At 60.8% G+C, this 25313-nt stretch carries 22 protein-coding genes; 10 read left to right on the forward strand and 12 right to left on the reverse strand.

Features of this window, described 5'->3' with window-relative positions; all coding sequences use genetic code 11:
* The coding region (locus PMI29_RS21620; RefSeq protein ID WP_007995762.1) for a tRNA threonylcarbamoyladenosine dehydratase at positions 1–583 on the reverse strand (583 nt) is incomplete at its 3' end.
* 212 nt (positions 584–795) lie between these two features.
* Here PMI29_RS21620 and PMI29_RS21615 point away from each other — a divergent pair.
* From PMI29_RS21615 to PMI29_RS21600, 4 genes are all read left to right on the forward strand, one after another.
* Positions 796–3387, forward strand: coding sequence for a glycosyltransferase (locus PMI29_RS21615; RefSeq protein ID WP_007995763.1), 2592 nt, complete (start codon positions 796–798; stop codon positions 3385–3387).
* A gap of 222 nt (positions 3388–3609) precedes the next feature.
* The gene (gene dapE, locus PMI29_RS21610; RefSeq protein ID WP_007995764.1) at positions 3610–4761 is read left to right on the forward strand and encodes a succinyl-diaminopimelate desuccinylase; all 1152 of its coding nucleotides are present in this window, start codon (positions 3610–3612) and stop codon (positions 4759–4761) included.
* The gene (locus PMI29_RS21605) at positions 4761–5570 is read left to right on the forward strand and encodes a putative RNA methyltransferase (protein ID WP_007995765.1); all 810 of its coding nucleotides are present in this window, start codon (positions 4761–4763) and stop codon (positions 5568–5570) included. The genes dapE and PMI29_RS21605 overlap by 1 nt, the downstream gene beginning before the upstream one ends.
* Before the next feature lie 84 nt (positions 5571–5654).
* Positions 5655–6032 (forward strand): hypothetical protein, encoded by a 378-nt coding sequence (locus PMI29_RS21600; protein ID WP_007978418.1) that lies wholly within the window; start codon positions 5655–5657, stop codon positions 6030–6032.
* 146 nt (positions 6033–6178) lie between these two features.
* Here PMI29_RS21600 and PMI29_RS21595 read toward each other — a convergent pair whose 3' ends face one another.
* Entirely contained in the window at positions 6179–6388 is a 210-nt protein-coding gene (locus PMI29_RS21595; RefSeq protein WP_007995766.1) for a cold shock domain-containing protein, read from the reverse strand.
* A gap of 236 nt (positions 6389–6624) precedes the next feature.
* On the opposite strand from PMI29_RS21595, the gene plsB reads away from it, so the two are divergent.
* From plsB to PMI29_RS21575, 4 genes are all read left to right on the forward strand, one after another.
* Positions 6625–9117 carry a glycerol-3-phosphate 1-O-acyltransferase PlsB gene (gene plsB, locus PMI29_RS21590; RefSeq protein ID WP_007995767.1) on the forward strand — a complete coding sequence of 831 codons (2493 nt, stop codon included), beginning with the start codon at positions 6625–6627 and terminating at the stop codon, positions 9115–9117.
* Positions 9118–9286: 169 nt separating this feature from the next.
* Positions 9287–9628, forward strand: a complete 342-nt coding sequence (locus tag PMI29_RS21585; protein ID WP_007995768.1) for a YbaY family lipoprotein — start codon at positions 9287–9289, stop codon at positions 9626–9628.
* 99 nt (positions 9629–9727) lie between these two features.
* Positions 9728–10126 (forward strand): YbaY family lipoprotein, encoded by a 399-nt coding sequence (locus tag PMI29_RS21580; protein ID WP_007995769.1) that lies wholly within the window; start codon positions 9728–9730, stop codon positions 10124–10126.
* A 30-nt stretch (positions 10127–10156) separates the two neighbouring features.
* Positions 10157–10846, forward strand: coding sequence for a DUF4197 domain-containing protein (locus PMI29_RS21575; RefSeq protein WP_007995770.1), 690 nt, complete (start codon positions 10157–10159; stop codon positions 10844–10846).
* Between the two features lie 68 nt (positions 10847–10914).
* On the opposite strand, the gene PMI29_RS0129955 is transcribed toward PMI29_RS21575, so the two are convergent.
* From PMI29_RS0129955 to PMI29_RS21565, 3 genes are all read right to left on the reverse strand, one after another.
* Positions 10915–11121: a DUF6124 family protein gene (locus PMI29_RS0129955; protein WP_338010185.1), complete on the reverse strand. Its 207-nt coding sequence runs from the start codon at positions 11119–11121 to the stop codon at positions 10915–10917.
* A 911-nt stretch (positions 11122–12032) separates the two neighbouring features.
* Positions 12033–15098, reverse strand: a complete 3066-nt coding sequence (locus tag PMI29_RS21570; protein ID WP_007995771.1) for an efflux RND transporter permease subunit — start codon at positions 15096–15098, stop codon at positions 12033–12035.
* 6 nt (positions 15099–15104) lie between these two features.
* The gene (locus PMI29_RS21565; RefSeq protein ID WP_007995772.1) at positions 15105–16205 is read right to left on the reverse strand and encodes an efflux RND transporter periplasmic adaptor subunit; all 1101 of its coding nucleotides are present in this window, start codon (positions 16203–16205) and stop codon (positions 15105–15107) included.
* Positions 16206–16298: 93 nt separating this feature from the next.
* On the opposite strand from PMI29_RS21565, the gene PMI29_RS21560 reads away from it, so the two are divergent.
* On the forward strand, positions 16299–16937 hold the full coding sequence (locus PMI29_RS21560) for a TetR/AcrR family transcriptional regulator (RefSeq protein ID WP_007995773.1): 639 nt from the start codon (positions 16299–16301) through the stop codon (positions 16935–16937).
* Positions 16938–17049: 112 nt separating this feature from the next.
* Here the strand turns inward: PMI29_RS21560 and PMI29_RS21555 are convergent, their stop codons facing one another.
* A complete protein-coding gene (locus tag PMI29_RS21555; RefSeq protein ID WP_007995774.1) occupies positions 17050–17832 on the reverse strand; it encodes a class I SAM-dependent methyltransferase in 783 nt (260 codons plus the stop codon).
* A gap of 93 nt (positions 17833–17925) precedes the next feature.
* Here PMI29_RS21555 and PMI29_RS21550 point away from each other — a divergent pair, with 93 nt between their 5' ends.
* Positions 17926–18546, forward strand: coding sequence for a hypothetical protein (locus tag PMI29_RS21550; RefSeq protein WP_007995775.1), 621 nt, complete (start codon positions 17926–17928; stop codon positions 18544–18546).
* Between the two features lie 28 nt (positions 18547–18574).
* Here the strand turns inward: PMI29_RS21550 and PMI29_RS21545 are convergent, their stop codons facing one another.
* The 6 genes from PMI29_RS21545 to ppc form a co-directional block, all read right to left on the reverse strand.
* Complete coding sequence (locus PMI29_RS21545) at positions 18575–19396, reverse strand: isocitrate lyase/PEP mutase family protein (protein ID WP_007995776.1); 822 nt, start codon at positions 19394–19396, stop codon at positions 18575–18577.
* 31 nt (positions 19397–19427) lie between these two features.
* Positions 19428–20288 carry a DUF72 domain-containing protein gene (locus PMI29_RS21540; RefSeq protein WP_007995777.1) on the reverse strand — a complete coding sequence of 287 codons (861 nt, stop codon included), beginning with the start codon at positions 20286–20288 and terminating at the stop codon, positions 19428–19430.
* On the reverse strand, positions 20288–20593 hold the full coding sequence (locus PMI29_RS21535; protein WP_007995778.1) for a hypothetical protein: 306 nt from the start codon (positions 20591–20593) through the stop codon (positions 20288–20290). The genes PMI29_RS21540 and PMI29_RS21535 overlap by 1 nt, the downstream gene beginning before the upstream one ends.
* Before the next feature lie 233 nt (positions 20594–20826).
* Positions 20827–21501: a tRNA (adenosine(37)-N6)-threonylcarbamoyltransferase complex dimerization subunit type 1 TsaB gene (tsaB, locus tag PMI29_RS21530; RefSeq protein ID WP_007995780.1), complete on the reverse strand. Its 675-nt coding sequence runs from the start codon at positions 21499–21501 to the stop codon at positions 20827–20829.
* 93 nt (positions 21502–21594) lie between these two features.
* Positions 21595–22242, reverse strand: a complete 648-nt coding sequence (gene adk, locus PMI29_RS21525) for an adenylate kinase (protein WP_007995783.1) — start codon at positions 22240–22242, stop codon at positions 21595–21597.
* Positions 22243–22530: 288 nt separating this feature from the next.
* Positions 22531–25161: a phosphoenolpyruvate carboxylase gene (ppc, locus tag PMI29_RS21520; protein WP_007995785.1), complete on the reverse strand. Its 2631-nt coding sequence runs from the start codon at positions 25159–25161 to the stop codon at positions 22531–22533.
* Positions 25162–25313 lie beyond the last annotated feature (152 nt).

Consider the following 25313-nt stretch of genomic DNA (forward strand, 5'->3'; position numbering starts at 1 on the left):
GGCGGGTCACGGTGCGTGAGAAGCCGTAGTCGCGGCGCAGCGTGGAACGCACTTTCGACGCCAACGGATCGTTGAACGTTCGATTCAGATCGCAAACCTGGATCAACGTCGGGTCAATCTGCCCGCCCGCGCCACCAGTGGTGATGATCTGGATCTTGCGGCGCTTGCACCAGGCGATCAGCGCAGCCTTGGCGTTGACGCTGTCGATGCAGTCGATCACGCAGTCGATGTTCGGAGTGATGTACTCGGCCATGGTGTCGCGGGTGACGAAGTCAGGTACCGCGTGCACCGTGCAATCGGGATTGATCCCGCGCAGACGCTCGGCCATCACCTCGACCTTGGGCTTGCCCACAGTGCTGTCCAGCGCGTGCAACTGACGGTTGGCGTTGCTGACGCAGACGTCATCGAGATCGAATAGCGAAATCTCGCCCACCCCGCAACGGGCCATGGCTTCCGCCGCCCAGGAGCCGACACCACCGACGCCGACGATCGCCACATGGGCCGCTTTCAGGCGCTCAAGGCCTTCGATGCCATACAAACGGGCGATGCCAGCAAACCGCGGATCTTCTGTACTCATGACCATTACCCCAAAAACCGGCGCGCATTATAGGGCTTCGCAGCAACAAGATTTAAGTTTCAAGCGACAAGTGTAAGAACTTATGTGAAAGCCAATTGCCCAACGTCAGGCATTTCCCTGTCCGATGTACGTTCAGTGAGCTGCCGGTGTAGGATGCGCGCCCCTTGGCGGCAGCCAACCGTTCCTTCGTTCCACAGCCTTTGGAACCTGAAATAACCATGTCATCGCGTAAATTTGGACTCAACCTGGTCGTGGTGCTCGCCATCGCAGCCTTGTTTACCGGCTTCTGGGCGCTGATCAATCGCCCGGTCACCGCCCCCAACTGGCCGGAGCAGATCTCCGGTTTCTCCTACTCACCGTTCCAGCAAGGACAATTCCCACAGAAGGATCAGTATCCGTCCGATGATGAGATGCGCCGTGACCTGGAGATCATGAGCAAGCTGACGGATAACATCCGCATCTACTCGGTCGATGGCTCCCTGCAAGACATCCCGAAACTGGCGGAAGAATTCGGTTTGCGGGTGACGCTGGGGATCTGGATCAGCCCGGACCAGGAACGCAACGAACGGGAAATTACCCGCGCCATCGAAATCGCCAACTCCTCACGCAGCGTGGTTCGTGTGGTGGTGGGCAACGAAGCGATCTTCCGCAAGGAAATCACCGCCGCCGAACTGAGCGTCATGCTCGACCGAGTCCGCGCTGCCGTGAAGGTACCGGTGACCACGTCCGAACAGTGGCACGTGTGGGAAGAACACCCGGAACTGGCCAAGCACGTCGACCTGATCGCCGCGCACATCCTGCCTTACTGGGAGTTCATTCCGGTGGACAAGGCCCAGCAGTTCGTTCTGGATCGCGCCCGCGACCTGAAAAAGATGTTCCCGAAAAAGCCGCTGCTGCTGTCCGAAGTGGGCTGGCCGAGCAACGGCCGCATGCGCGGTGGCGCCGATGCCTCACCGGCAGACCAGGCGATCTACCTGCGCACCCTGGTCAACAAGCTCAACCGCCAGGGCTTCAACTACTTCGTGATCGAAGCGTTTGACCAGCCGTGGAAAGCCAGCGACGAAGGCTCCGTCGGCGCCTACTGGGGCGTGTTCAACGCCGCGCGCCAGCAGAAGTTCAACTTCGAAGGCCCGGTGGTGGCAATTCCGCAGTGGCGCGTATTGGCCATTGGTTCGGTGGTGTTGGCGCTGTTGTCGCTGACCCTGCTGATGATCGACGGCTCGGCCCTGCGCCAGCGCGGCCGTACCTTCCTGACCTTCATTGCGTTCCTCTGTGGTTCGGTGCTGGTGTGGATCGGTTACGACTACAGCCAGCAATACAGTACCTGGTTCAGCCTGACGGTGGGTTTCTTGCTCGCCCTCGGTGCGCTCGGGGTGTTTATCGTATTGCTGACCGAAGCCCATGAACTGGCCGAAGCGGTGTGGGTGCACAAGCGCCGGCGCGAGTTTTTGCCGGTGGAAGGCGATTCCAGCTACCGCCCGAAAGTGTCGATTCACGTGCCCTGCTACAACGAGCCGCCGGAGATGGTCAAACAGACCCTCAACGCCCTGGCCAACCTCGACTATCCGGATTTCGAAGTCCTGATCATCGACAACAACACCAAGGATCCGGCGGTCTGGGAGCCGGTGCGCGACTACTGCGCAACCCTCGGCCCACGCTTCAAGTTCTTCCACGTTGCACCGCTCGCTGGTTTCAAGGGCGGCGCGCTGAACTACCTGATTCCGCATACTGCCAAGGACGCCGAAGTCATTGCCGTGATCGACTCGGACTACTGCGTCGACCGGAACTGGCTCAAGCACATGGTGCCGCACTTCGCCGACCCGAAAATCGCCGTGGTGCAATCGCCGCAGGATTACCGCGACCAGAACGAAAGCACCTTCAAGAAGCTCTGCTACGCGGAATACAAAGGTTTCTTCCACATTGGCATGGTTACCCGCAACGATCGTGACGCGATCATCCAGCATGGCACCATGACCATGACCCGTCGCTCGGTGCTCGAAGAACTGGGCTGGGCCGACTGGTGCATCTGCGAAGACGCCGAGCTGGGCCTGCGCGTATTCGAGAAAGGCCTGTCGGCGGCGTACTACCACACCAGCTACGGCAAAGGCCTGATGCCCGACACCTTCATCGACTTCAAGAAACAGCGTTTCCGCTGGGCCTACGGAGCGATTCAGATCATCAAGCGCCACACCGCCAGCCTGCTGCGCGGCAAGGACACTGAACTGACCCGTGGCCAGCGTTATCACTTCCTCGCGGGCTGGTTGCCGTGGGTGGCGGACGGCATGAACATCTTCTTCACCGTCGGTGCGCTGTTGTGGTCGGCGGCAATGATCATCGTGCCGCAACGGGTCGATCCACCACTGCTGATTTTCGCGATCCCGCCGCTGGCGCTGTTCGTGTTCAAGGTTGCCAAGATCATTTTCCTCTACCGTCGTGCGGTCGGGGTCAATCTGAAGGATGCCTTCTGCGCGGCGCTGGCCGGGCTGGCGTTGTCCCACACCATCGCAAAAGCGGTGCTGTACGGTTTCTTCACCAGCAGCATTCCGTTCTTCCGTACGCCGAAAAACGCCGACAACCATGGCTTCTGGGTAGCGATTTCGGAAGCCCGGGAGGAGATGTTCATCATGCTGCTGTTGTGGAGCGCGGCGCTGGGGATTTATCTGGTCAACGGCATGCCGAGCAACGACATGCGCTTCTGGGTCACCATGTTGCTGGTGCAGTCGCTGCCGTATCTGGCGGCGCTGATCATGGCGTTCCTGTCGTCGCTGCCGAAACCGGCCGCCGAGCCTGAAACGGCACCAGCGGTCTAAATCTCTGCGGATGCACTAAACGGCGGCCTATGGTCGCCGTTTTGCTTTAAGATAACCGCCATTTTGCGGGGCTTGGCTCAAGGGCCGACCCCAATACCTGTAGGAGCGAGCTTGCTCGCGAGAAACGCAAGGACAACGCGGTCACACAGATCGCACGCATTATCGTTAACGTCCATCGCGAGCAAGCTCGCTCCTACACATTTACAGATTCCGGAGTTTTCCATGACGGCCCATGCCGACCTTTCGCCGACCCTCCAACTCGCCATCGACCTGATCCGCCGTCCGTCCGTGACGCCGATCGACGCCGATTGCCAGAAGCAGATGATGCAGCGCCTGGGCGATGCCGGTTTCACCCTGGAACCGATGCGCATCGAAGATGTGGATAACTTCTGGGCCACCCACGGCCAGGACGACGGTCCGGTGCTGTGCTTTGCCGGTCACACCGACGTGGTCCCGACCGGCCCGGTGACGGCCTGGCAGATCGAGCCGTTCAACGCGCTGATCGACGAACACGGCATGCTCTGCGGCCGTGGCGCCGCCGACATGAAAGGCAGTCTCGCCGCCATGACCGTCGCGTCCGAGCGTTTCGTCGCCGACTACCCGAATCACAAAGGCAAAGTCGCCTTCCTGATCACCAGCGATGAAGAAGGCCCGGCGCACCACGGCACCAAGGCGGTGGTCGAACGCCTGGCCGCGCGCAAGGAGCGTCTGGACTGGTGCATCGTCGGCGAACCATCGAGCACCACCCTGGTCGGTGACGTGGTCAAGAACGGCCGTCGCGGCTCCCTCGGCGCCAAGCTGACCGTGCGCGGTGTGCAAGGTCACGTGGCTTACCCGCACCTGGCGAAGAACCCGATCCACCTCGCCGCTCCAGCCCTGGCGGAACTTGCCGCCGAGCACTGGGACCACGGCAACGATTTCTTCCCGCCGACCAGCTTCCAGATCTCCAACGTCAACTCCGGCACCGGTGCGACCAACGTGATCCCGGGTGACCTGGTGGCGGTGTTCAACTTCCGCTTCTCGACTGAATCCACCGTCGAAGGCCTGCAAAAGCGCGTCGCCGACATCCTCGACAAGCATGGCCTGGACTGGCACGTCGACTGGGCTTTGTCCGGTCTGCCGTTCCTCACTGAGCCCGGCGCGCTGCTGGACGCGGTGTCGTCGAGCATCAAGGACATCACCGGTCGCGACACCAAGGCGTCCACCAGCGGCGGCACCTCCGACGGGCGCTTCATCGCGACCATGGGCACGCAAGTGGTTGAGCTGGGCCCGGTCAACGCGACCATCCACCAGGTCAACGAGCGCGTGCTGGCAGCGGATCTCGACGTGCTGACCGAAATCTACTACCAGACTCTGATCAAGTTGCTCGCCTGATGCTTGCCTGCCCTATCTGCAGCGAACCGCTCAATGCGGTGGACAACGGCGTGGTCTGCCCTGCCGGGCATCGTTTCGACCGTGCGCGCCAGGGTTACCTGAACTTGCTGCCGGTTCAGCACAAGAACAGCCGCGACCCTGGGGATAACCAGGCAATGGTCGAAGCCCGCCGCGACTTCCTGAATGCCGGGCATTACGCCCCGGTGGCCAGGCGTCTGGCGGAGCTGGCAGCCAGCTATGCACCACAGCGCTGGCTGGACATCGGTTGTGGCGAGGGCTACTACACCGCGCAAATCGCCGAGGCGCTGCCGGATGCCGAAGGTTATGCCCTGGACATCTCCCGCGAAGCGGTCAAACGCGCCTGCAAACGCAACCCGCAGCTCACCTGGTTGATCGCCAGCATGGCGCGGGTGCCGTTGGCTTCCGGCAGTTGCCAGTTCCTCGCCAGCGTCTTCAGCCCGCTGGACTGGGAAGAAGCCAAACGTCTGCTCAGCGTCGGCGGCGGCCTGATGAAAGTCGGGCCGACCAGCGGCCACCTGATGGAACTGCGCGAGCGGCTGTACGATGAAGTCCGCGAGTACATCGACGACAAGCACCTGGACCTGGTGCCGGAAGGCATGGCGCTGGCGCACAGTGAAACCCTGGAATTCAAGCTGGCGCTCGACAGTGGTCAGGATCGTGCCAATCTGCTGGCCATGACGCCCCACGGCTGGCGCGCCAGTGCCGAGCGCCGGGCAGCGGTCATCGAGCAAGCCGAGCCGTTCGAGGTCACCGTGTCGATGCGCTACGATTATTTCGTTCTTCAATAACTTCAAACATTTTTGGTCTTGGGCAACGGCTCAAGGCCGGCTAAATCCGCGAATGGATTTTTCAGACACGCAGTGAGGACATCCATGCGCCAACCCGATATCGAGATTTACCTGAAAGACGCCGACGTCGATCACAAAGCCATTGCCGCCTGGCTTGGCGCGGCACTTGGCCCGTGTTCGGATTGGGTCCAGAAGGGCCAGACCTACAAGTGCAAGGCCGGCAACGTGCCAGTGACCTGGCTGCCAAAAGCGGTCGGCAAGTGGAACAGCCTGTACCTGGAAAGCGACCAGACACCATGGGACGACGACATCGCCTGCGCCCGCGCCGCGTTTGCCGCGCTGAACGTCGAAGTGCGTTGCGCGCCGGGAACCTGGGTCGAGGAAGAAGGTGAAGAGACGGCGGACCGCTGGATTCGCATCAGCGCCGATGGTGAAGAAGAGATCACCTGGAAAACGGCTTAAGGCCTGAACACCGCCCCTGTAGGAGCGAGCTTGCTCGCGATGGTCTTCAACGATAACGCGCCAATTCCGGGAACGCGCGGCGTCCTTGAATTCTTCGCGAGCAAGCTCGCTCCTACAGTGGTTTTTGAGTGAACTGAAGATCCGGTTTACAGCCCCACCACATCCTCAGCCTGCAACCCCTTCTGCCCTTCGACCACCGCATATTCAACCTGCTGGCCTTCGGTCAGCGAACGGTGCCCTTCGCCGCGAATCGCGCGGTAATGCACGAACACGTCCACCCCGTCCTCGCGCTGAATGAAGCCGTAGCCCTTGGCGTCGTTGAACCACTTCACATTGCCGGATTCGCGTGTTGCCATTTGTTCATACTCCCTTTTTATTATTGATCGGGCTTTTCGCAGGAAAGCCTCGGGAACGTCAGCCTGCGCATACCGGTCCCATGAGGGCAACGGCGACAGAGCGCCGAGTATATGACAGACGTCAAAACTCTCAACAGGAGTTTACTTCCACGCTTTTTTGCCGATTTTCGACGAATCCGGCACACTATCGGCCGCCCAAGCAAACGCTTGGTTTCATTCACTCACGCAGAAGCCGTATGACCCGTTCCCCGTTCCGCCGTCTTGTGTTTGGCGCCCTGCGCCGACTGTTGTACCTCTGGGTTCGCTCCGAGACGATCAACCAGTCGTCGTTCACCCTTAACCTCGACCGCAGTCGTCCGGTGTTCTACGTCCTGCAAAACCCTTCGCTGACCGATCTCGCCGTGGTCGACACCGAGTGCAGCAAGGCCGGCCTGCCACGTCCGGTGCTGCCGGTATCGGTGGGCAACCTGCTGGAACCCGCCGCGTTCTTCTACCTGACACCGGACCCGGACTGGCTCGGTCGCCAGGACAAGCGCGGCGCGCCGCCGACACTGACACGCCTGGTCAGCGCCCTGAGCCAGAACGCCGCCGAAGATGCACAGATCATTCCGGTCAGCGTGTTCTGGGGCCAGTCGCCAGACAGCGAAAACAGCCCATGGAAACTCCTGTTCGCCGACAGCTGGGCCGTTACCGGGCGCCTGCGGCGCTTGCTGAGCGTCATCGTGCTGGGGCGCAAGACCCGCGTGCAGTTTTCCGCACCGATCCACTTGCGCGAACTGATCGAGCACAACAAGGGTCACGAGCGCACTGTGCGCATGGCCCAACGCATCCTGCGGGTGCACTTTCGCAACCTGAAGGCCGCGGTGATCGGCCCGGACATTTCCCACCGCCGCAACCTGGTCAAGGGCCTGCTCAACCAGCCGCAGGTCAAACAAGCGATCCTCGACGAAGCCGAACGCGAGAACATCTCGCCGGAGAAGGCCAAAGCTCAAGCGCTGCGCTACGGCAACGAAATCGCCTCGGACTACACCTACACTGCGATCCGCTTTATGGAAGTGGTGCTGAGCTGGTTCTGGAACAAGATCTACGACGGGATCAAGGTCAACCACATCGAGGGCGTGCAGAAGGTCGCCCAGGGTCACGAAGTGATCTACGTGCCGTGCCACCGCAGCCACATCGACTATCTGCTGCTGTCCTATCTGCTGTTCCGCAACGGCCTGACCCCGCCGCACATTGCCGCCGGCATCAACCTCAACATGCCGGTGATCGGCGGCCTGCTGCGTCGCGGCGGTGCCTTCTTCATGCGCCGAACGTTCAAGGGCAACCCGCTCTACACCTCGGTGTTCAACGAATACCTGCACACCCTGTTCACCAAGGGTTTCCCGGTGGAGTACTTCGTCGAGGGTGGCCGCTCGCGCACCGGGCGCATGCTGCAACCGAAGACCGGGATGCTGGCGATCACCCTGCGCAGTTTCCTGCGCTCGTCGCGCATGCCCATCGTATTCGTGCCGGTGTACATCGGCTACGAGCGCGTACTGGAAGGTCGAACCTATCTTGGCGAGTTACGCGGTGCGGCCAAGAAGAAAGAATCGATCTTCGATATCTTCAAAGTCATCGGCGCACTCAAGCAGCGCTTCGGCCAGGTAGCGGTGAACTTCGGCGAGCCGATCAAACTCGCGGAATTCCTCGACAGCGAACAGCCGGACTGGCGCCAACAGGAACTCGGCCCGCAGTTCAGACCGGCCTGGCTCAACGAGACCACCAACCGCCTCGGCGAGAAGGTCGCCCGGCATCTGAACGAAGCGGCAGCGATCAACCCGGTCAACCTCGTTGCCCTGGCACTGCTGTCCACCAGCCGCCTGGCCCTGGACGACCGCGCCATGGCACGGGTGCTCGATCTGTATCTGGCGCTGTTGCGCAAGGTGCCGTACTCGCCGCACACCACCCTGCCGGACGGCGATGGCCGGGCGTTGATCAAGCATGTGAAAGACATGGACCTGCTGTCCGAGCAGAGCGATGCCCTGGGCAAGATCCTCTATCTGGACGAGCAGAACGCTGTCCTGATGACCTATTACCGCAACAACGTGCTGCACATCTTCGCCCTGCCGGCGCTGCTGGCGAGCTTCTTCCAGAGCGCCTCGCGCATGAGTCGCGAACAGATCCTGCGCTACACCCGTGCGCTGTATCCGTACCTGCAAGCGGAGCTGTTCATTCGCTGGTCGCTGGACGAACTGGATGCGGTAATCGATCAATGGCTGGAGGCGTTCGTCGAACAAGGCCTGCTGCGTTTCGAGAACGATGTGTACCTGCGCCCGGCGCCAAGCTCACGGCATTTCGTGCTGCTGACCCTGCTGTCGAAAAGCATCGCGCAGACCCTGCAGCGCTTCTACATGACCGTGTCCCTGCTGCTCAACAGCGGCCAGAACAGCATCAGCGCCGAAGAACTGGAAGACCTGTGCACGGTCATGGCCCAGCGCCTGTCGATCCTGCATGGCCTGAACGCCCCGGAGTTCTTCGACAAGAGCCTGTTCCGCCACTTCATCCAGACCATGCTCGACCTCGACGTGCTCAAGCGCGATGAAGCGGGCAAGCTGAGCTATCACGAGTTGCTCGGTGAACTGGCCGAAGGCGCGGCCAAACGAGTGCTGCCCGCGGAGATTCGTTTGTCGATCCGGCAGGTGGCGTTGCATCGTAGTGAAGATGCGGCGGAGCTGGTCACGCCGCTCTGACACACTCACATCTCTGCGTGGAAGTTTCATGGCTGAAGCAAGGACGCTTCTGACTCATGCCACTTCCTTTTCGCCCCTGTTCGCAGGCATTCCCCTACATAGCAATCGCTGCCTTGACCCTATGCTGGGCGCTCGTCACTACCGACGATCAATCGATAAGGAAATCAATATGAGCAGCGAACCCGTAATGACCATCAGTGGCAAAGTCCATTACCTGCAAAAGATTGCACTGTTGCCGAACTCGACTCTTCATGTCCGACTACTGGATGTCAGCCTGCAAGATGTCGTCGCGAAGGAGCTGGCCGTACAAATTACTCCCAATGCAGAAAAAGCCGGGCTGAACTTCAAACTGACGTACAGCTTTGCTGATGTCCTGCCCGGCCATACCTATGCAATCAGCGCGAGCATCACCCACGAAGACCGCCTGATCTTCGCCACCACTCAACAACACCAGGTGGAACTGGGTGCCGATCATGTAGAAGGGCAGGAAGTGCTGGTCAGCCTCGTCTGAGAACACCCCCGAGGCAAGTTGGGCGATATCCTCGGTAAAATCCGTTAAATTGTCGTTGGCGCCGGTCTTCTTCGGGCGCCAATGACAAGGATTTGCCTCATGAAAAAACTCTCTCTCCTCGGGCTTACGGTTTTGCTCGGCGCCTGCCAATCCATGCAACCTGCCCCGAAAGCCAGCCTCGAGGGCGAAGTCTTTTACCTGCAACGCAGCGCCCTGCCGCCCACCGCTACCCTGAGCGTGAGCTTGCAGGACGTGTCCCTGGCCGACACACCGGCCATTGTCCTCGACGAACAGAAAGGTCAGGTCAAAGGCCAGGTGCCACTGCCGTTTCATCTGAGTTACGATCCGGCGCAGGTCAAGCCGGGTCATCGTTACTCGGTCAGCGCGCGCATCGAAGTCGACGGCAAGCTGATGTTCATCACCACCGAAAACCATGCCGTGCGTCTTGATGGCAAGGACCCGCAACCGCTGAAAGTCCGCGTCGACGCCGTTCGCTAATTCTCTCTTTTTTTGAACAAGGAAGCTGCCATGCTCCGCCCTACCCTTCGTTTTGCCGGCCTGTGCGCAGGTTTGATGATCTGCGCCAACGCCCTGGCGCTGTCCCTCAGCGACCTGTCGCAGAAAGACGCCACTGGCGGACTCAAGGACGCACTGACCCAAGGCGCGCAACTGGCCGTGAAACAACTCGGCACCCCGGGCGGCTTCAGCAACAACCCCGACGTGAAAATCGAACTGCCGGGCAAACTGGGCAAGGTCGCGAGCAAGATGAAACAGTTCGGCATGGGTGATCAGGTCGATGAACTGGAAGCCAGCATGAACAAGGCGGCGGAAACCGCCGTGACCCAGGCCCAGCCAATCCTCATCGATGCCGTGAAGAAAATGACCGTGGAAGATGCCAAGGGCATCCTCAGCGGCGGCAACGACTCGGCCACCCAATACCTGAACAAGACCAGCCGCGAACAGATCCGCGCCAAGTTCCTGCCGATCGTCAAGCAAGCCACCGACAAGGTCGGCCTGGCCCAGCAGTACAACTCGTTCGCCGGACAAGCCGCAACAATGGGCGTAGTGGATGCGAAGAATGCCAACGTCGAAAACTACGTTACCGAGCAGGCGTTGAATGGCTTGTTCGAAATGATTGGCAAACAGGAAGAAACCATCCGCCAGAACCCGGCGGCTGCGGCGACCAGTTTGGCGAAAAAGGTGTTTGGTACTTTGTAATTATTAGCTGACGGCAACACCAGAAAAGCCCGCTGAACCTTGTAAAGGTCAGCGGGCTTTTTCGTTCTCTATTGCTGCGGATCAAGGTGATCCAGCACCTCGCTCACCGATAGCTGTGCAAGGACAATCATCTGCTGAATACCGAGCACCAGATTGCACGTCGGACCGGTCAGGCTGGATGACAACTCGGTCGCCATCACGTTGGCCGAAGTAAGCGTTTCAAAGGCATGGACTAGAAGGGTTTCGGAATTCACACCAGGGTGGATGGTAAAAATTGGGCAGAGACGATTGGGGGATTTGGACTGTGTTTGATCATTGTGAAGCTCCTAACGAAAATTGGAGCAGCCAGCATCACTTGCAGATGATGGGTGGCAGCTGTGTGCAGGTCTGCAAGACCGAGTCGTTAGGCAACCTCGGCAGACCCGAAGATCTCCCGCACACAGCCACCATAAATCGGTGGTCGCTAAAAAAGCGCCACGATTATAGGTGCGCCAGTGGGCGCCTAACAAACTATTGGCGGGCTTGCAGTCCCGGTCGCTGAATTGGCAGCGACCGTCAGAGGCTAGTGATCGTGCTTCCGACAGGCAACCTGAAAGTCTTGTGGGAATGGTCTGAATGGTTGGCTTGGGCGATAAACGCTGTTGACTGTTGGGCAGCCATCGCGAGCAAGCTCGCTCCCACAGTTGGGCCGGGGACACCTGAAAGAAATTAGTTGGCTGGCAGGCCGTCTTCGCGGGCAAGCCCGCTCCCACAGGTTGATTTGCGTGTATCTGTGAGAAATTGGTCGGCTGGCAGGCCGCCATCGCGAGCAGGCTCGCTCCTACAGTGGGTCGGCGTACACCTTCGCTCTTCACCACTCATCAGGCCGAGCGTTAGCTCGCCTGCAGCTCTTGATCTTGATCCACCCGCCCCCTCGGCAGGCTGAGTGGAGGTGTTCATCCGGGGACTGGCGCGCAGCGCCGTTCGACGCAGTCGAACACATTGCATGCAGGTCGCGCGAAGCCGACCGGAGGGCAATGCCCCCGGATGAATACCGGAGCGAAGGAACCCCGAGCCTAAGCGAGGGGCCGTACGTCAGGGGCGAGCGTTTTTTTGCTTACTTTTTTTAGGCGCTTGTAAAAAAAGTGAGTCGCCGTAAGGGCGAAACCCTAAGTAGCCGTTACCGAGAAAATGGATATGTCCCCGGTCAAACCGGCTCCTTCCTGACCCGAAACCAGGCCGCATACAACGCCGGCAAAAACAAAAGCGTCAACGCCGTAGCAACGATCAACCCTCCCATGATCGCCACCGCCATCGGCCCAAAGAACACACTGCGCGACAACGGAATCATCGCCAGAACAGCAGCAAGCGCCGTCAACACAATCGGCCGAAACCGCCGCACCGTCGCCTCGATGATCGCCTGCCAAGGCTTCAAACCGGCAGCAATGTCCTGCTCGATCTGATCCACCAGAATCACCGAGTTACGCATGATCATCCCGGACAATGCGATGGTCCCCAGCATCGCCACGAAACCGAACGGCTGGCGAAACACCAACAGAAACAGCGTCACCCCGATCAACCCCAGCGGCGCCGTCAGGAACACCATCGCCGTGCGCGAAAAACTGCGCAGCTGCAGCATCAGCAAGGTCAACACCACCACGATGAACAACGGCACGCCGGCCTTCACCGAGTTCTGTCCGCGCGCCGAGTCTTCCACCGTGCCACCGACATCGAGCAAGTAGCCGTCGGGCAGTTCGGCGCGGATCGGATCGAGGGTCGGCATGATTTGCTGCACCAGCGTCGCCGGTTGCTCCTTGTCATAGATGTCGGCGCGAACCGTCACGTTAGGCAGGCGGTTGCGGTGCCAGATGATGCCCTCCTCGAAGCCATATTCCAGGGTCGCGATCTGCGACAGCGCGACACTGCGCCCGTTATCGGTCGGCACCGCCAGGCTCGGCAGCAACGACAACTCGGTGCGCTCATGCAAGGTGCCGCGCAACAGGATCTCGATCAACTCGTTGTCTTCACGGTACTGGCTGACGCTGGAACCGGTCAGGGAGCTTTGCAGGAACCTCGACAGGTTCGCCGTGCTCACGCCCAGCGCCCGCGCGCGATCCTGATCGATGTTCAGGTACACCACCTTGCTCGGTTCTTCCCAATCAAGATGGACGTTGACCACATGCGGGTTCTCGCGAACCTTGGCCGCGACTTTACGTGCCAGCGCCCGCACCTCTTCGATGTGCTCTCCGGTCACACGGAATTGCACCGGGTAGCCAACCGGCGGACCGTTTTCCAGACGCGTGACCCGCGAGCGCAGCGCCGGGAATTGCTCGTTGAGGGTCGAGATCAACCAGATGCGCAGGGTTTCCCGTTCTTCGATGGTTTTCGCCAGGACGACAAACTGGGCGAAGCTCGCCGCAGGAAGTTGCTGATCCAGCGGCAGGTAGAAACGCGGCGAACCGGTACCGACATAGGCCACGTAATTGTCGATCCCAGCCTTGTCCTTGAGCAGCGCTTCGAGGCGTTTGACCTCGTCGGCGGTGTTGCTCAGCGAAGCACCTTCAGCCAGTTTCAGGTCGACCATCAACTCCAGGCGACCCGATGCCGGGAAGAACTGCTGCGGCACAAACTTGAACAGCACGATAGAGGCAATGAACAACAGCACGGTCGCCAGGATCACGGTTTTGCGCCAGTGCACGCACCACTCCACCAGACGCCGGACGCGCTGATAGAACGGTGTGCCATAGGGATCGGGTTGGCCGGCACCGTGCTTGGCGGCGTGAATCTTCGCCAGGTCCGGCAGGAGTTTTTCCCCCAGGTAAGGCACGAAGACCACCGCGGCCACCCAGGACGCCAGCAGCGCGATGGTGACCACCTCGAAGATCGAACGGGTGTATTCGCCAGTGCCCGATTGCGCCGTGGCAATCGGCAGGAAGCCGGCCGCGGTGATCAGCGTACCGGTGAGCATCGGGAACGCGGTACTGGTCCAGGCATAACTCGCCGCTTTGACCCGGTCGAAGCCCTGCTCCATTTTGATCGCCATCATTTCCACGGCGATGATCGCGTCGTCCACCAGCAAGCCCAGGGCCAGTACCAGCGCGCCGAGGGAGATCTTGTGCAGGCCGATGCCGAGGTAATACATGCAGGCGAATGTCATCGCCAGCACCAGCGGAATCGCCAGCGCCACCACCATGCCGGTGCGCACGCCGAGGGAGAAGAAGCTCACCAGCAACACAATGGCCAGCGCCTCGACCAGCACTTGCACGAACTCGCCAACACCGGTTTTCACCGCCGCCGGCTGGTCGGAGACTTTACGCAGCTGCATACCGGCCGGGAGGTTTTTCTGGATGCGGGCGAACTCGACTTCCAGCGCCTTGCCCAGCACCAGAATGTCACCGCCATCCTTCATCGCCACCGCCAGGCCAATGGCGTCCTGCGCCATGAAGCGCATGCGCGGCGCCGGTGGATCATTGAAACCACGGCGTACGTCGGCCACATCGGAGATGCGGAAGGTGCGATCACCGACGCGGATCGGGAAGTTCTTGATCTCGTCGACCGTCTGAAAATTCCCCGTCACCCGTAGCTGCAATCGCTCGCTGCTGGTTTCGAAGAAACCTGCCGTGGACACCGCGTTCTGCTCTTCAAGGGCTTGCTGGACAGCCGCCAGCGGCAAGCCGAGGGTGGCGAGCTTGACGTTGGAGAGTTCGATCCAGACTTTCTCGTCCTGCAACCCCAGCAGTTCGACCTTGCCCACATCCTTGACCCGCTGCAGCTGGATCTGGATGCGGTCGGCGTAATCCTTGAGCACGGCGTAGTCGAAACCCTCGCCGGTCAGGGCGTAGATATTGCCGAAAGTAGTGCCGAATTCATCGTTGAAGAACGGCCCCTGAATCCCCGGCGGCAGGGTATGACGGATATCGCTGATCTTCTTGCGCACCTGGTACCAGAGCTCCGGGATCTCCACCGAGTGCATGGAGTCGCGCGCGATGAAGGTCACCTGGGATTCGCCCGGACGGGAGAACGACACGATGCGCTCGTACTCGCCGGTTTCCATCAGTTTCTTTTCGATGCGTTCGGTGACCTGGCGCGAGACTTCCTGGGCAGTCGCTCCCGGCCAGTTGGTGCGAATCACCATGGCCTTGAAGGTGAATGGCGGGTCTTCACTCTGGCCGAGCTTGGTGTAGGAAAGTGCGCCGACGATGGCCAGCAACAGCATCAGGAACAGGACGATCTGGCGATTACGCAGCGCCCATTCGGAAACGTTGAAGCGCATCGGGGCTTACTCCTTGTCCGCCAGATTGACCACGCGATTGGATCGATCCACCGGGCGCACCTGCTGCCCTTCGAGAAGCACATGGACACCGGCGGCCACGACCCAGTCGCTGGCGTTGAGCCCTTCAAGCACCGGTACGGTTTTCTCACCGAAGGCACCAACACGCACCGGGGTTCTCTTCAACGTGTTGTTGGCGCTGACGACCCAGACATAGGTCACGCCGTTTTCGGCGGTCAGCGCAGACAGTGGAACGGACAGTGGGACCACGTCGGCGGCCTGCACGAACACTCGGGCGCTCTGGCCCAGTTCGACAGGAACGTTGCCGGTGTTGAAGGCGATACGCGCCGCGAAGGTACGTGACTTGGGGTCGGCTGACGGCGACAGTTCACGGATGCGCCCGGCGAAACGCTGGTCGGGCTGGGTCCAGAGCTCCACCGTCACCGGTTCACCGACCTTGAAGCGGCCGAAATTCTGCTCCGGCAGACTGATCAACACTTCTCGTTCGCCATCGGTCGCCAGTGTGAACACCGTTTGCCCAGCGGCCACGACTTGCCCGACTTCCACCAGACGCTTGGCCACGACGCCGTCCTGCGGCGCACGCAACACGGCATAGCTGGCCTGGTTGTTGGAAACGTTGAATTCGGCTTTGATTTGCTTGAGGCGGGCTTCGCCGGAGCGGTAGAGGTTCTCGGCGTTGTCGTACTGCGAGCGACTGACCAGCTGGCGTTCCATCAGGGTCTTGTAGCGATCACGCTCGGAACGCACCAGGTTCAGGTTGGCCTCAGCGGCGGCGACCTGGGCGCGAGTGGCCTCCAGCTGCAAGCGCACGTCCTGGGGATCGAGCTCTGCCAAGGGTTGATCGGCCTTGACCCGTTGCCCTTCCTCAACCAGTCGTCGGCTGACTTTACCGCCGATACGGAACGCCAGGTCCGGCTCATAACGAGCGCGAACTTCACCGGGATAGCTTTCCATGGACTGCGCCGAAGGCTCTGGCTGGACCACCATGGCCGGGCGCACGCTGACTGGCGGCGCTTCTTCATGACCACACGCAGACAATAAAAAAGCCAGGGTGACTGGCAACGCGAGGGGCAAGGCATAGCGGAACATGGTAAAGGACCTTTCGCTAATGGTGCTTTGAATAATTATACTGAGCAGTATGTTATTAATAGCAAACTCACCAGTCCAGTAATAAAAACGAATATGCCAAACAATCTTTCAGCACCCAATGGCCCAGGCAGACCCAAGGATTTGGTCAAGCGCCAGGCAATTCTCGATGCGGCGAAAACGCTGTTTCTGAGTAAGGGTTATGCCAATACCAGCATGGATGCCGTTGCAGCCGAGGCCGGTGTGTCAAAGCTGACGGTCTATAGCCATTTCAACGACAAGGAGACGCTGTTCTCCGCCGCCGTGATGGCCAAGTGCGAGGAGCAGTTGCCACCGCTGTTCTTCGAATTGCCGGAAGGTGTGGCAGTGGAAACCGTGCTGCTGAACATCGCGCGCGGTTTTCATCAGTTGATCAACAGTGATGAGTCCGTGAACCTGCACCGCTTGATGATGACCCTGGGCAGCCAGGATCCTAAGCTGTCGCAGATATTCTTCGAAGCCGGGCCGGAGCGCATGCTGCATGGCATGGAGCGCCTGTTGATCAAGATCGATGAAAGTGGCGTGTTGCACATCGACAAGCCGCACAACGCGGCCGAGCATTTCTTCTGCCTGCTCAAGGGCGCCGGGAATTTCCGCTTGCTGTATGGCTGCGGCGAGCCGCCGGTTGGCGAGGCGGCAGAGAGCCATGTGCAGGAAGTGGTGGGGTTGTTTATGCGGGCTTATCGGCCTGAGTGAGCCTGATGGATTGTCGGTAACCGGGCTGACGCCATCGCGAGCAAGCTCGCTCCCACAAGGATTTCACCATACCTGTGGGAGCGAGCTTGCTCGCGATTGGGGCGACTAGGTCTTAAGGCTTGAGCGCTTTCTTAGGATAGATGTCATACCGACTGGACTTGCCATCCAGCGCATGGCTCGGCTTCGGCCCGTCGATGCACGGCGCCTTGCGCGGGCGCTTGACCACCACCCGGTGGCTGGCCAGGGCCAACGCGGCTTCGAGCAATGCCGGCGCATCCGGGTCATCGCCCACCAGCGGCCGGAACAGGCGCATTTCCTTCTTCACCAGCGCAGTTTTCTCACGGTGCGGGAACATCGGGTCGAGATAGATCACCTGCGGCGGTTCGCCTTCCCAATTGCGCATCACCTCGATCGAGTTACCCTTGAGCAAGCGCATGCGCGCCACGATCGGCGCCACGTCGAAATCTTCCGCGCCACGGGCCAGGCCATCCTCCAGCAAGGCACCAATCAGCGGCTGACGCTCGATCAGGCTCATCTCGCAACCGAGGCTGGCCAGCACGAACGCGTCCTTGCCCAGCCCCGCCGTGGCATCCAGTACCCGTGGGCGCACGCCTTGGGCGACGCCAACAGCCTTGGCAATCATCTGCCCGCTGCCACCGCCATACAACCGGCGATGGGCCGCACCGCCCTCGACGAAATCCACCCGCACCGGCCCCGGCGCATCCGGCCCCAGCTGTTGCAACTGCAGCCCCTGGTCACCCACCTGCAAGGCAAATTCGCCGTCCGCCACTTGCATCGGCAAGCCCAGGCGCTCGGCCCATTGCTCGGCTTGTGGCTCGAAAGCCGCGTCCAGGGCCTGGACATGGATGCGGCAGGCCGCGGGTTGATCAATCATCGGAAAACACGCTCAAAAAATTAATGATCGGCAAAAACGGCCGATAACAAAACTATCGAGCATTTTGCCAGAGCTGAGCGTCGACCGAGAGAAATGTCAGACATTCAACCCACAATCACAGGTTTTATCTCGCCCTACGGCGACTACAACCTGCGAAATACCCAGGCACTGAGTGGTGTCAGTCACATCTGGCAGGATTTCTTTGCCCGGGCGCTGGCCGATCAGTCGGGTGATGTGCTGCCTGAATCACTGAATTTCCCACCGGTCGATCTCGAAAGCCCGGTCGAGCCGACCGTTGGCAGCGAGCTGCTGGAACACATCGTTTCCCAGCGTGAGTGCGACGTGAAGGACATTCAGGTACGTCCGCCCGAGCCGCTGTTCCTGCCGATTGCCGAATTCGAAATGGACCTGGCCGACAAACCATTCCCACCGTTCCCGGCGGATGAAATCGTCGCCCAGCAAAAACAGCAGGCCTTCGAAAGCGGCTGGGTTCGCCCGATCGTATTGAATGCCGATCAGCCGGTGCCGCAAGCCGGTCCTGCCCCGCAACCGCGTCCGCTGCACCTGCCCATCGCCGAGTTCGAGCTCGACCTGCTCGACAAGCCGTTCCCGCCGTTCTCGCCAGAAGAACTGCGGGAACAACAGAAACAACTCGATTTCGATAACGGCTGGGCCCGCCCGATCATCCTGCAGAACCTGCGTATCGCCGCCTGATCCTCAGCCGCGCCCTCTGGCGCATCCCTCAGCCTTTGAAGAACTGATTGGCCTTCTGGTACGGCATCGACCGGGACGTGAAACCGAACGTGCCCGATGTCTGGATTTCCTCGGCGGCGCGAAAAAATTCGCCATACGCCGCCAGTGCGAGCGCCGAGCCCACGCTGATGCGCTTGACGCCCATTTCACTCAACTGCGCGACCGTCAGCTTCAAACCGCCCGACATCAACACATTCACCGGTTTTGGCGCCACCGCCCGCACCACCGCCAATACGTCCTCGGCGCTGCGCAGGCCCGGTGCGTAGAGCACGTCGGCACCGGCTTCGGTGAATGCCTGCAAGCGGCGAATGGTGTCGGCCAGATCGGGATTACCATGCAGGAAGTTTTCGGCCCGGGCAGTCAATGTGAAGGGGAACGGCAGACTGCGGGCGGCCGCGACAGAAGCTTCGATACGCGCCACAGCGTGATCGAAACAGTAGATCGGGCCTTCTTCGCGGCCGGTGGCATCTTCAATCGAACCACCGACAGCACCGGCCTCAGCCGCGCGCAAAATGCTTTTGGCGCAATCGGCCGGGTTGTCGGCAAAACCGTTTTCCAGGTCCACGGCAACCGGCAGGTCAGTGGCGGCAACAATCGCCTGAACGTTCAGCAGGGTATCGTCCAGGGTCAATCCGCCATCGGCACGCCCCTGGGAAAAGGCATAACCGGCACTGGTAGTCGCCAGCGCCTCGAAGCCGAGGCTGGCGAGCATTTTCGCCGAACCGGCGTCCCACGGATTGGGGATCACAAAAGCCCCGTGGCGTTCGTGAAGGGCTTTGAACGCCTGGGCTCGAAGGGTTTGCGCATCCATTGGCAGGCTCCTGAAGAGGGGGAAATCCGCCTCAGAGCAGGCCAAGTTGCTCGATGGCGGGTTCTCTGTATAGCTCAGGCAACGCCGGCAAGCCAGGCAAACGCAGCATCAGCCTGGCGTGAAAGCGCTGCGCCAGTTTCGCCGCCAGTATGTTGTCGGCCGTGTGCAGGAAGATATACGGCGTGCGGCCTTCTTCGATCCAGAGCGCGATTTTCTCGACCCAAGGTTCCAGGAACGTATCGTTGGCCTCTAGCGTCGGATGGCCGATAAAACGCACCTGCGGGAATGCCGTGAATGCCGCCGGACGCGGTGGCACACGGGGTTTCTTCGATTGCGCATGGAGCACCGAGGGCTCGGTCGACGTGCAACTGAACAGCGCACGGGGATCGAGGCAGATGCGTTCGACTCCGCGATCCAGCAGCAGGCGATTGAGCATTCGCTCGCTGTCACCCTTGGCGAAAAAGTCGTCATGCCGCACTTCCACGGCCAGCGGCCGCTGCAGGGCATCGATAAATCCGGCCAGTTCGGGCAACCGTTGGGGCGTGAAGCTTTTCGACAGCTGCAACCACAGTGGCGACACCCGCTCGCCGAGCGGGCTGAGTAATTGCAGGAAGGTCTCGGCGGCGGTCAGCTGTTCGCGCAGGTCACCGCCGTGGCTGATCTCGCCGGGAAACTTGGCGGTGAAACGAAAGTGTTCGGGCATGGTGTCGGCCCAACGCTGCACGGTGCTCGCAGCCGGGCTCGCGTAGAAGGTCGTGTTGCCTTCTACGGCATTGAATACTCGGGAATAGAGATGGAGAAACTCAGCTGGCCTGGCGTCCAGCGGATACAGGTAGTCGCGCCAGGCGTTTTCGCTCCACGAGGGACAACCGAGGTAGTACGGCAGCAACATCAGATGTACAGGTCGAGACCCAGCACATCCGCTTCCCAATCGACGAAACCGGCGGTGCTCAGGTAGCTGGCCAGGGCCATCGCCACGCCTTTGCTCATGGCACGGTGGTAAAGCATGTCTTGCTGACGGGCGGGGAGATTGCTCAGTTTTTGCGCAGAGGCCTTGGCGGCGCGTGCAGCCAGTTGCTCTTCAGTCGGGAATTCCAGCTCGCCTTCGATATCAATGGCGTCGTCTTCCACCACGCGGCCTGTGCGAGGTTTGCGCTTGATGGGGTAGGACTGAGAGGAAACGCCGTCTATACGCATAGCTGCATTCTCGGAATCAGTAATGGCAGTTTAGTGGCGCATTTCCCACTTCGCAAACCGCCGAGTGATAACTAGAACACATAAAAGGCAAAAGGTTTAAAAGCCGGGGTTAGAAAATGACGATTGACTGCGTCCGATAGATCGCCATCGCGGGCAAGCCCGCTCCCACAGGGTTAGCGATGATCCTGTGGGAGCGGGCTTGCCCGCGATTGAACCAACTCAATCCTGAAAATCTACCGTGCTTTAGGCGTCGCCACTTTGTCGCGTAGATACACCGGCTGAGCCTCGTCGGCCACGATCGCCTCGCCACGCGCCCAGGCAAATCGCGCCAGGGTCAGCAGGTCTTCGGCATGGGGCAACATGCTTGCGTCCTGCCCGCTAAGGTTTACGGCGATACGCTCGCCATAACCCCAACCGGTGCCTGCGCCGAACCATTCGCCGCTGGCATCGGCCGGCAATGCAGCGGACTCCGGCGGCAGGACCGCTTCCGCACCCACCAGGCGCATTTCCCCCGCCGTTTCGCGGTAGCAACCCCAATACACTTCATCCATCCGCGCATCGATGGCAGCAGCGACCTGACTGGCACCGTGTTCGCGGAACGCACGTTGCGCCAGCACGGCCAGGTTCGACACCGGCAGCACCGGGCGATCCAGGGCAAACGCCAGGCCTTGCACCACGCCGATGGCGATTCGCACCCCCGTGAAGGCGCCCGGGCCACGGCCGAACGCGATGGCATCGACCGCTTGCAGGGTGGTCCCGGCATCGGCCAGTAACTGCTGGATCATCGGCAACAGCTTCTGCGCGTGCAGGCGCGGGATCACCTCGTAATGGCTCGTGACCTTGCCGTCATGCAGCAAGGCAACGGAGCAAGCTTCAGTCGCGGTGTCCAGGGCCAGCAAGGTGCTCATCGATGTTTCCGTAAAAGAGGTCAGAAAAAGTGCGTCAGTATAAACAACTACGGCCCGCAAGCGGGCCGTGGATGATGCAGCGGATCAGGTTTTTCAGCTCAAGGCTGCAAGCACCTTGGAGGTGATCGCTTCAACCGATCCGACGCCTTCGATATGGCTGTATTGCGGCTTGCCATTGGCAGCCGACAGCTTCTGGTAGAAATCCACCAGCGGCTTGGTCTGCGAATGGTAGACCGACAGGCGATGACGTACGGTTTCTTCAGTGTCGTCCTTGCGCTGTACCAGCTCTTCACCGGTGATATCGTCTTTGCCAGCGATTTTCGGCGGGTTGTAGACGATGTGGTACACGCGGCCGCTGGCCTCGTGAACACGGCGGCCAGCGATACGCTGGACGATTTCTTCGTCTTCGACGGCGATTTCAACCACTGCATCCAGCTCGACGCCAGCAGTCACCAGGGCTTCAGCCTGGGGAATGGTGCGCGGGAAGCCGTCGAACAGGAAACCGTTGGCGCAATCGGACTGGGCAATGCGGTCCTTGACCAGTGCGATGATCAGGTCATCGGACACCAGGCCACCGGCATCCATGATGCTCTTGGCCTTGATGCCCAGTTCGGTGCCGGCCTTGACCGCTGCACGCAGCATGTCACCGGTGGAGATTTGCGGAATGCCGAATTTTTCGGTGATGAACTTAGCCTGAGTACCTTTACCGGCCCCGGGAGCTCCCAGCAGAATGACGCGCATCGATGTGCTCCTCAATTTTTTATATGGATAACGTCAGATTCGCCTCGTGGGGCCAATCTCAAAAATAGGGTCGTGACCGCCCAAACGGTCAAAGGCTGATCAAGATACACAGCAGGCTGCGCCCACACAAGACGCCAAAAGTCGGAGAAACCGCTGCCTCTTGCGACCATTGCGCGCAGTTCCCCAAGTCGCAACCCCATCATTAACTGTCGCCTGACAGCACTTTTCAACCCCTGCTGCGGCGGCATCCGCCTCACCTGCCGGATGCCTGACCCCACGGCAAAAACCTTAGCCGGTGTTACGCAATCCGGCGGCAATCCCCGCGACAGACACCAGCAGGGCCTGTTCTACCGGGCTGCCCTGCGCCACGTCCTGCACTCGCGAACGGGCCAGCAACTCGGCCTGCAATAGATGAAGCGGGTCGAGGTAGGTGTTGCGCAAGCGGATGAACTCGAGGGTCGCCGGGCTATGTGCCAGCAGCTGCGACTGCCCGGTCAGGCCGAGAACGATGGTGCACGCCTGCGACAATAGGTCGCGTAAGTGCGCGCCCAATGGCAACAGATTCGGCTCCACCAGACGCTCGTCGTAGGACTGTGCAATGTCGGCATCGGCCTTGGCCAGGACCATTTCCAGCATATCGATGCGGGTGCGGAAGAACGGCCATTGCTCACGCATCTGCCCCAGCAGTTCGCCTTCGCCACGCTCCAGAGCCTTGCTCAGGGCAGATTCCCAACCCAGCCAGGCTGGGAGCATCAGGCGTGTCTGGGTCCAGCCGAAGATCCACGGAATCGCCCGCAGGCTTTCGATCCCCCCGGCCCGGCGCTTGGCCGGACGACTGCCCAGCGGCAAACGACCGAGTTCCTGTTCCGGCGTGGACTGGCGGAAATACTCCACGAACTGCGGGTTTTCCCGCACCACCGCGCGGTAAGCGCTGACACCGTCTGCCGCCAGTTCATCCATCAAGTGTCGCCATTCAGGCGTAGGTGGCGGCGGAGGCAGCAACGTCGCTTCAAGCACGGCGGCCAGGTACAGATTGAGGTTTTGTTCGGCGATGTCCGGCAGGCCGAATTTGAATCGGATCATTTCGCCCTGTTCAGTGGTGCGGAACCGCCCCGCCACCGAACCCGGTGGCTGCGACAGGATCGCCGCGTGGGCCGGACCGCCGCCACGCCCCACAGTGCCGCCGCGTCCGTGGAACAACAGCAACTCCACTTGCTGCGCACGGCAGATATCCACCAGTCGCTCCTGCGCCCGGTACTGCGCCCAGGCCGCCGCGGTGGTGCCGGCATCCTTGGCTGAATCGGAGTAACCGATCATCACTTCCTGCGGGCCTTGCAGGCGCGAGCGATAGCCCGGCAACAGCAGCAGTTTCTCGATCACCGGGCCGGCGTTGTCGAGGTCGGCCAGGGTTTCGAACAGCGGCACCACGCGCATCGGCCGCAGCACACCGGATTCCTTGAGCAGCAATTGCACGGCCAGCACATCGGAGGCGGCACCGGCCATGGAAATCACATAGGAACCGAGAGACGCCTGCGGTGCAGCGGCGATTTCCCGGCAGGTCGCCAGCACTTCGGCGGTGTCGGCGGACGGTTTGAAATACGTCGGCAGCAATGGCCGACGGTTGTTCAGTTCGCGCATCAGGAAGGCGATGCGCTCCTCCTCGCTCCAGTCCTCGTAGCGACCCAGGCCCAGGTAATCGGTGATTTCGGTCATGGCGGCGGTGTGCCGCGACGAGTCCTGGCGCACATCCAGACGAACAAGGAACAGACCGAACGTCACTGCCCGGCGCAGGCAATCGAGCAACGGCCCGTCGGCGATCACGCCCATGCCGCATTCATGCAGCGAGTGGTAGCACAGCTCCAGCGGGTCGAGCAGTTCGCGGTTGTTTTGCAGCACATCGGTCGGTGCCGGTGTGGGCGTCGACAACGAGGTGTGCGCCCAGTTGCGCGTCGCCCGCAGGCGTTCGCGCAGCTGTTTGAGCACTGCCCGGTAAGGTTCCGCGCTGTCACCCGCCTTGGCCTTCAATTCATCGCTGGCCTGCTGCATCGACAGTTCAGCGGCAAGGTGATCGACATTCCGCAGGTACAAATCAGCCGCCATCCAGCGCGCCAACAGTAAAACCTCTCGGGTAACCGCCGCCGTCACGTTCGGGTTGCCGTCGCGGTCGCCGCCCATCCACGAGGCAAAGCGAATCGGTGCGGCCTCCAGTGGCAAGCGCAGGCCGGTGGCGGCGTGCAGGGCCTGGTCGGCCTTGCGCAGATAATTTGGAATGGCCTGCCACAGTGAATGCTCGATCACCGCGAAACCCCACTTGGCTTCGTCCACCGGCGTCGGACGCGTGCGGCGAATTTCTTCGGTGTGCCAGGCTTCGGCGATCAGGCGCTGCAAGGTGGTCTTGATCTGCTCGCGCTCGGCACTGGTCAGGTCGCGGTGATCCTGCGCCGCCAGTTGCGCGGCGATGGCGTCGTACTTCTGGATCAGCGTGCGACGCGCGACTTCGGTCGGGTGCGCGGTCAGCACCAGTTCAATCTCCAGTCGCCCCAATTGCCGGGCCAGTGCTTCGGCACCATGACCCTCGGCGCGCAGGCGCGCGAGCAACTCGGGCAACACCCGGGCTTCGAACGGCGCCTGTTGAGTCTCCTCGCGACGGTGAATCAACTGGTATTGTTCGGCGATATTGGCCAGGTTGAGAAACTGATTGAACGCCCGCGCTACCGGCAACAGTTCGTCTTCGGTCAGCTGGTTGAGGCTGGCGCTGAGTTCGGCGTCCATGGAGCCGCGACGGTCAGCCTTGGCGCCCTTGCGGATCTGCTCGATCTTGTCGAGGAAACCGTCGCCATATTGTTCACGAATGGTGTTGCCCAACAGCTCACCCAACAGGTGAACATCCTCGCGCAAGCGTGCATCAATATCGGTCATCAGCAGATCTCCAGCAAAAAATCCGGGCGGCTAAGAACCTAGAGAGTGCCGCTCCAGACAGGTTCTTACAAGCAAGACGACGAAGGGCCTTCAAACCCTGCCTGTTGAAGCTAGTCTGAAGATAAGCCTTACAACGGCTATCACCGGCCAAT

This window comes from Pseudomonas sp. GM49, from assembly GCF_000282355.1.
GTDB lineage: Bacteria > Pseudomonadota > Gammaproteobacteria > Pseudomonadales > Pseudomonadaceae > Aquipseudomonas.

What these genes read in the sequence shown, in the direction of transcription:
- PMI29_RS21615 (WP_007995763.1), top strand. Translation starts at nt 796, where the DNA reads ATGTCATCGCGTAAATTTGGACTCAACCTGGTCGTGGTGCTCGCCATC.
- dapE (WP_007995764.1), top strand. Translation starts at nt 3,610, where the DNA reads ATGACGGCCCATGCCGACCTTTCGCCGACCCTCCAACTCGCCATCGAC.
- PMI29_RS21605 (WP_007995765.1), top strand. Translation starts at nt 4,761, where the DNA reads ATGCTTGCCTGCCCTATCTGCAGCGAACCGCTCAATGCGGTGGACAAC.
- PMI29_RS21600 (WP_007978418.1), top strand. Translation starts at nt 5,655, where the DNA reads ATGCGCCAACCCGATATCGAGATTTACCTGAAAGACGCCGACGTCGAT.
- PMI29_RS21595 (WP_007995766.1), bottom strand. Translation starts at nt 6,388, where the DNA reads ATGGCAACACGCGAATCCGGCAATGTGAAGTGGTTCAACGACGCCAAG.
- plsB (WP_007995767.1), top strand. Translation starts at nt 6,625, where the DNA reads ATGACCCGTTCCCCGTTCCGCCGTCTTGTGTTTGGCGCCCTGCGCCGA.
- PMI29_RS21585 (WP_007995768.1), top strand. Translation starts at nt 9,287, where the DNA reads ATGAGCAGCGAACCCGTAATGACCATCAGTGGCAAAGTCCATTACCTG.
- PMI29_RS21580 (WP_007995769.1), top strand. Translation starts at nt 9,728, where the DNA reads ATGAAAAAACTCTCTCTCCTCGGGCTTACGGTTTTGCTCGGCGCCTGC.
- PMI29_RS21575 (WP_007995770.1), top strand. Translation starts at nt 10,157, where the DNA reads ATGCTCCGCCCTACCCTTCGTTTTGCCGGCCTGTGCGCAGGTTTGATG.
- PMI29_RS21570 (WP_007995771.1), bottom strand. Translation starts at nt 15,098, where the DNA reads ATGCGCTTCAACGTTTCCGAATGGGCGCTGCGTAATCGCCAGATCGTC.
- PMI29_RS21565 (WP_007995772.1), bottom strand. Translation starts at nt 16,205, where the DNA reads ATGTTCCGCTATGCCTTGCCCCTCGCGTTGCCAGTCACCCTGGCTTTT.
- PMI29_RS21560 (WP_007995773.1), top strand. Translation starts at nt 16,299, where the DNA reads ATGCCAAACAATCTTTCAGCACCCAATGGCCCAGGCAGACCCAAGGAT.
- PMI29_RS21555 (WP_007995774.1), bottom strand. Translation starts at nt 17,832, where the DNA reads ATGATTGATCAACCCGCGGCCTGCCGCATCCATGTCCAGGCCCTGGAC.
- PMI29_RS21550 (WP_007995775.1), top strand. Translation starts at nt 17,926, where the DNA reads ATGTCAGACATTCAACCCACAATCACAGGTTTTATCTCGCCCTACGGC.
- PMI29_RS21545 (WP_007995776.1), bottom strand. Translation starts at nt 19,396, where the DNA reads ATGGATGCGCAAACCCTTCGAGCCCAGGCGTTCAAAGCCCTTCACGAA.
- PMI29_RS21540 (WP_007995777.1), bottom strand. Translation starts at nt 20,288, where the DNA reads ATGTTGCTGCCGTACTACCTCGGTTGTCCCTCGTGGAGCGAAAACGCC.
- PMI29_RS21535 (WP_007995778.1), bottom strand. Translation starts at nt 20,593, where the DNA reads ATGCGTATAGACGGCGTTTCCTCTCAGTCCTACCCCATCAAGCGCAAA.
- tsaB (WP_007995780.1), bottom strand. Translation starts at nt 21,501, where the DNA reads ATGAGCACCTTGCTGGCCCTGGACACCGCGACTGAAGCTTGCTCCGTT.
- adk (WP_007995783.1), bottom strand. Translation starts at nt 22,242, where the DNA reads ATGCGCGTCATTCTGCTGGGAGCTCCCGGGGCCGGTAAAGGTACTCAG.
- ppc (WP_007995785.1), bottom strand. Translation starts at nt 25,161, where the DNA reads ATGACCGATATTGATGCACGCTTGCGCGAGGATGTTCACCTGTTGGGT.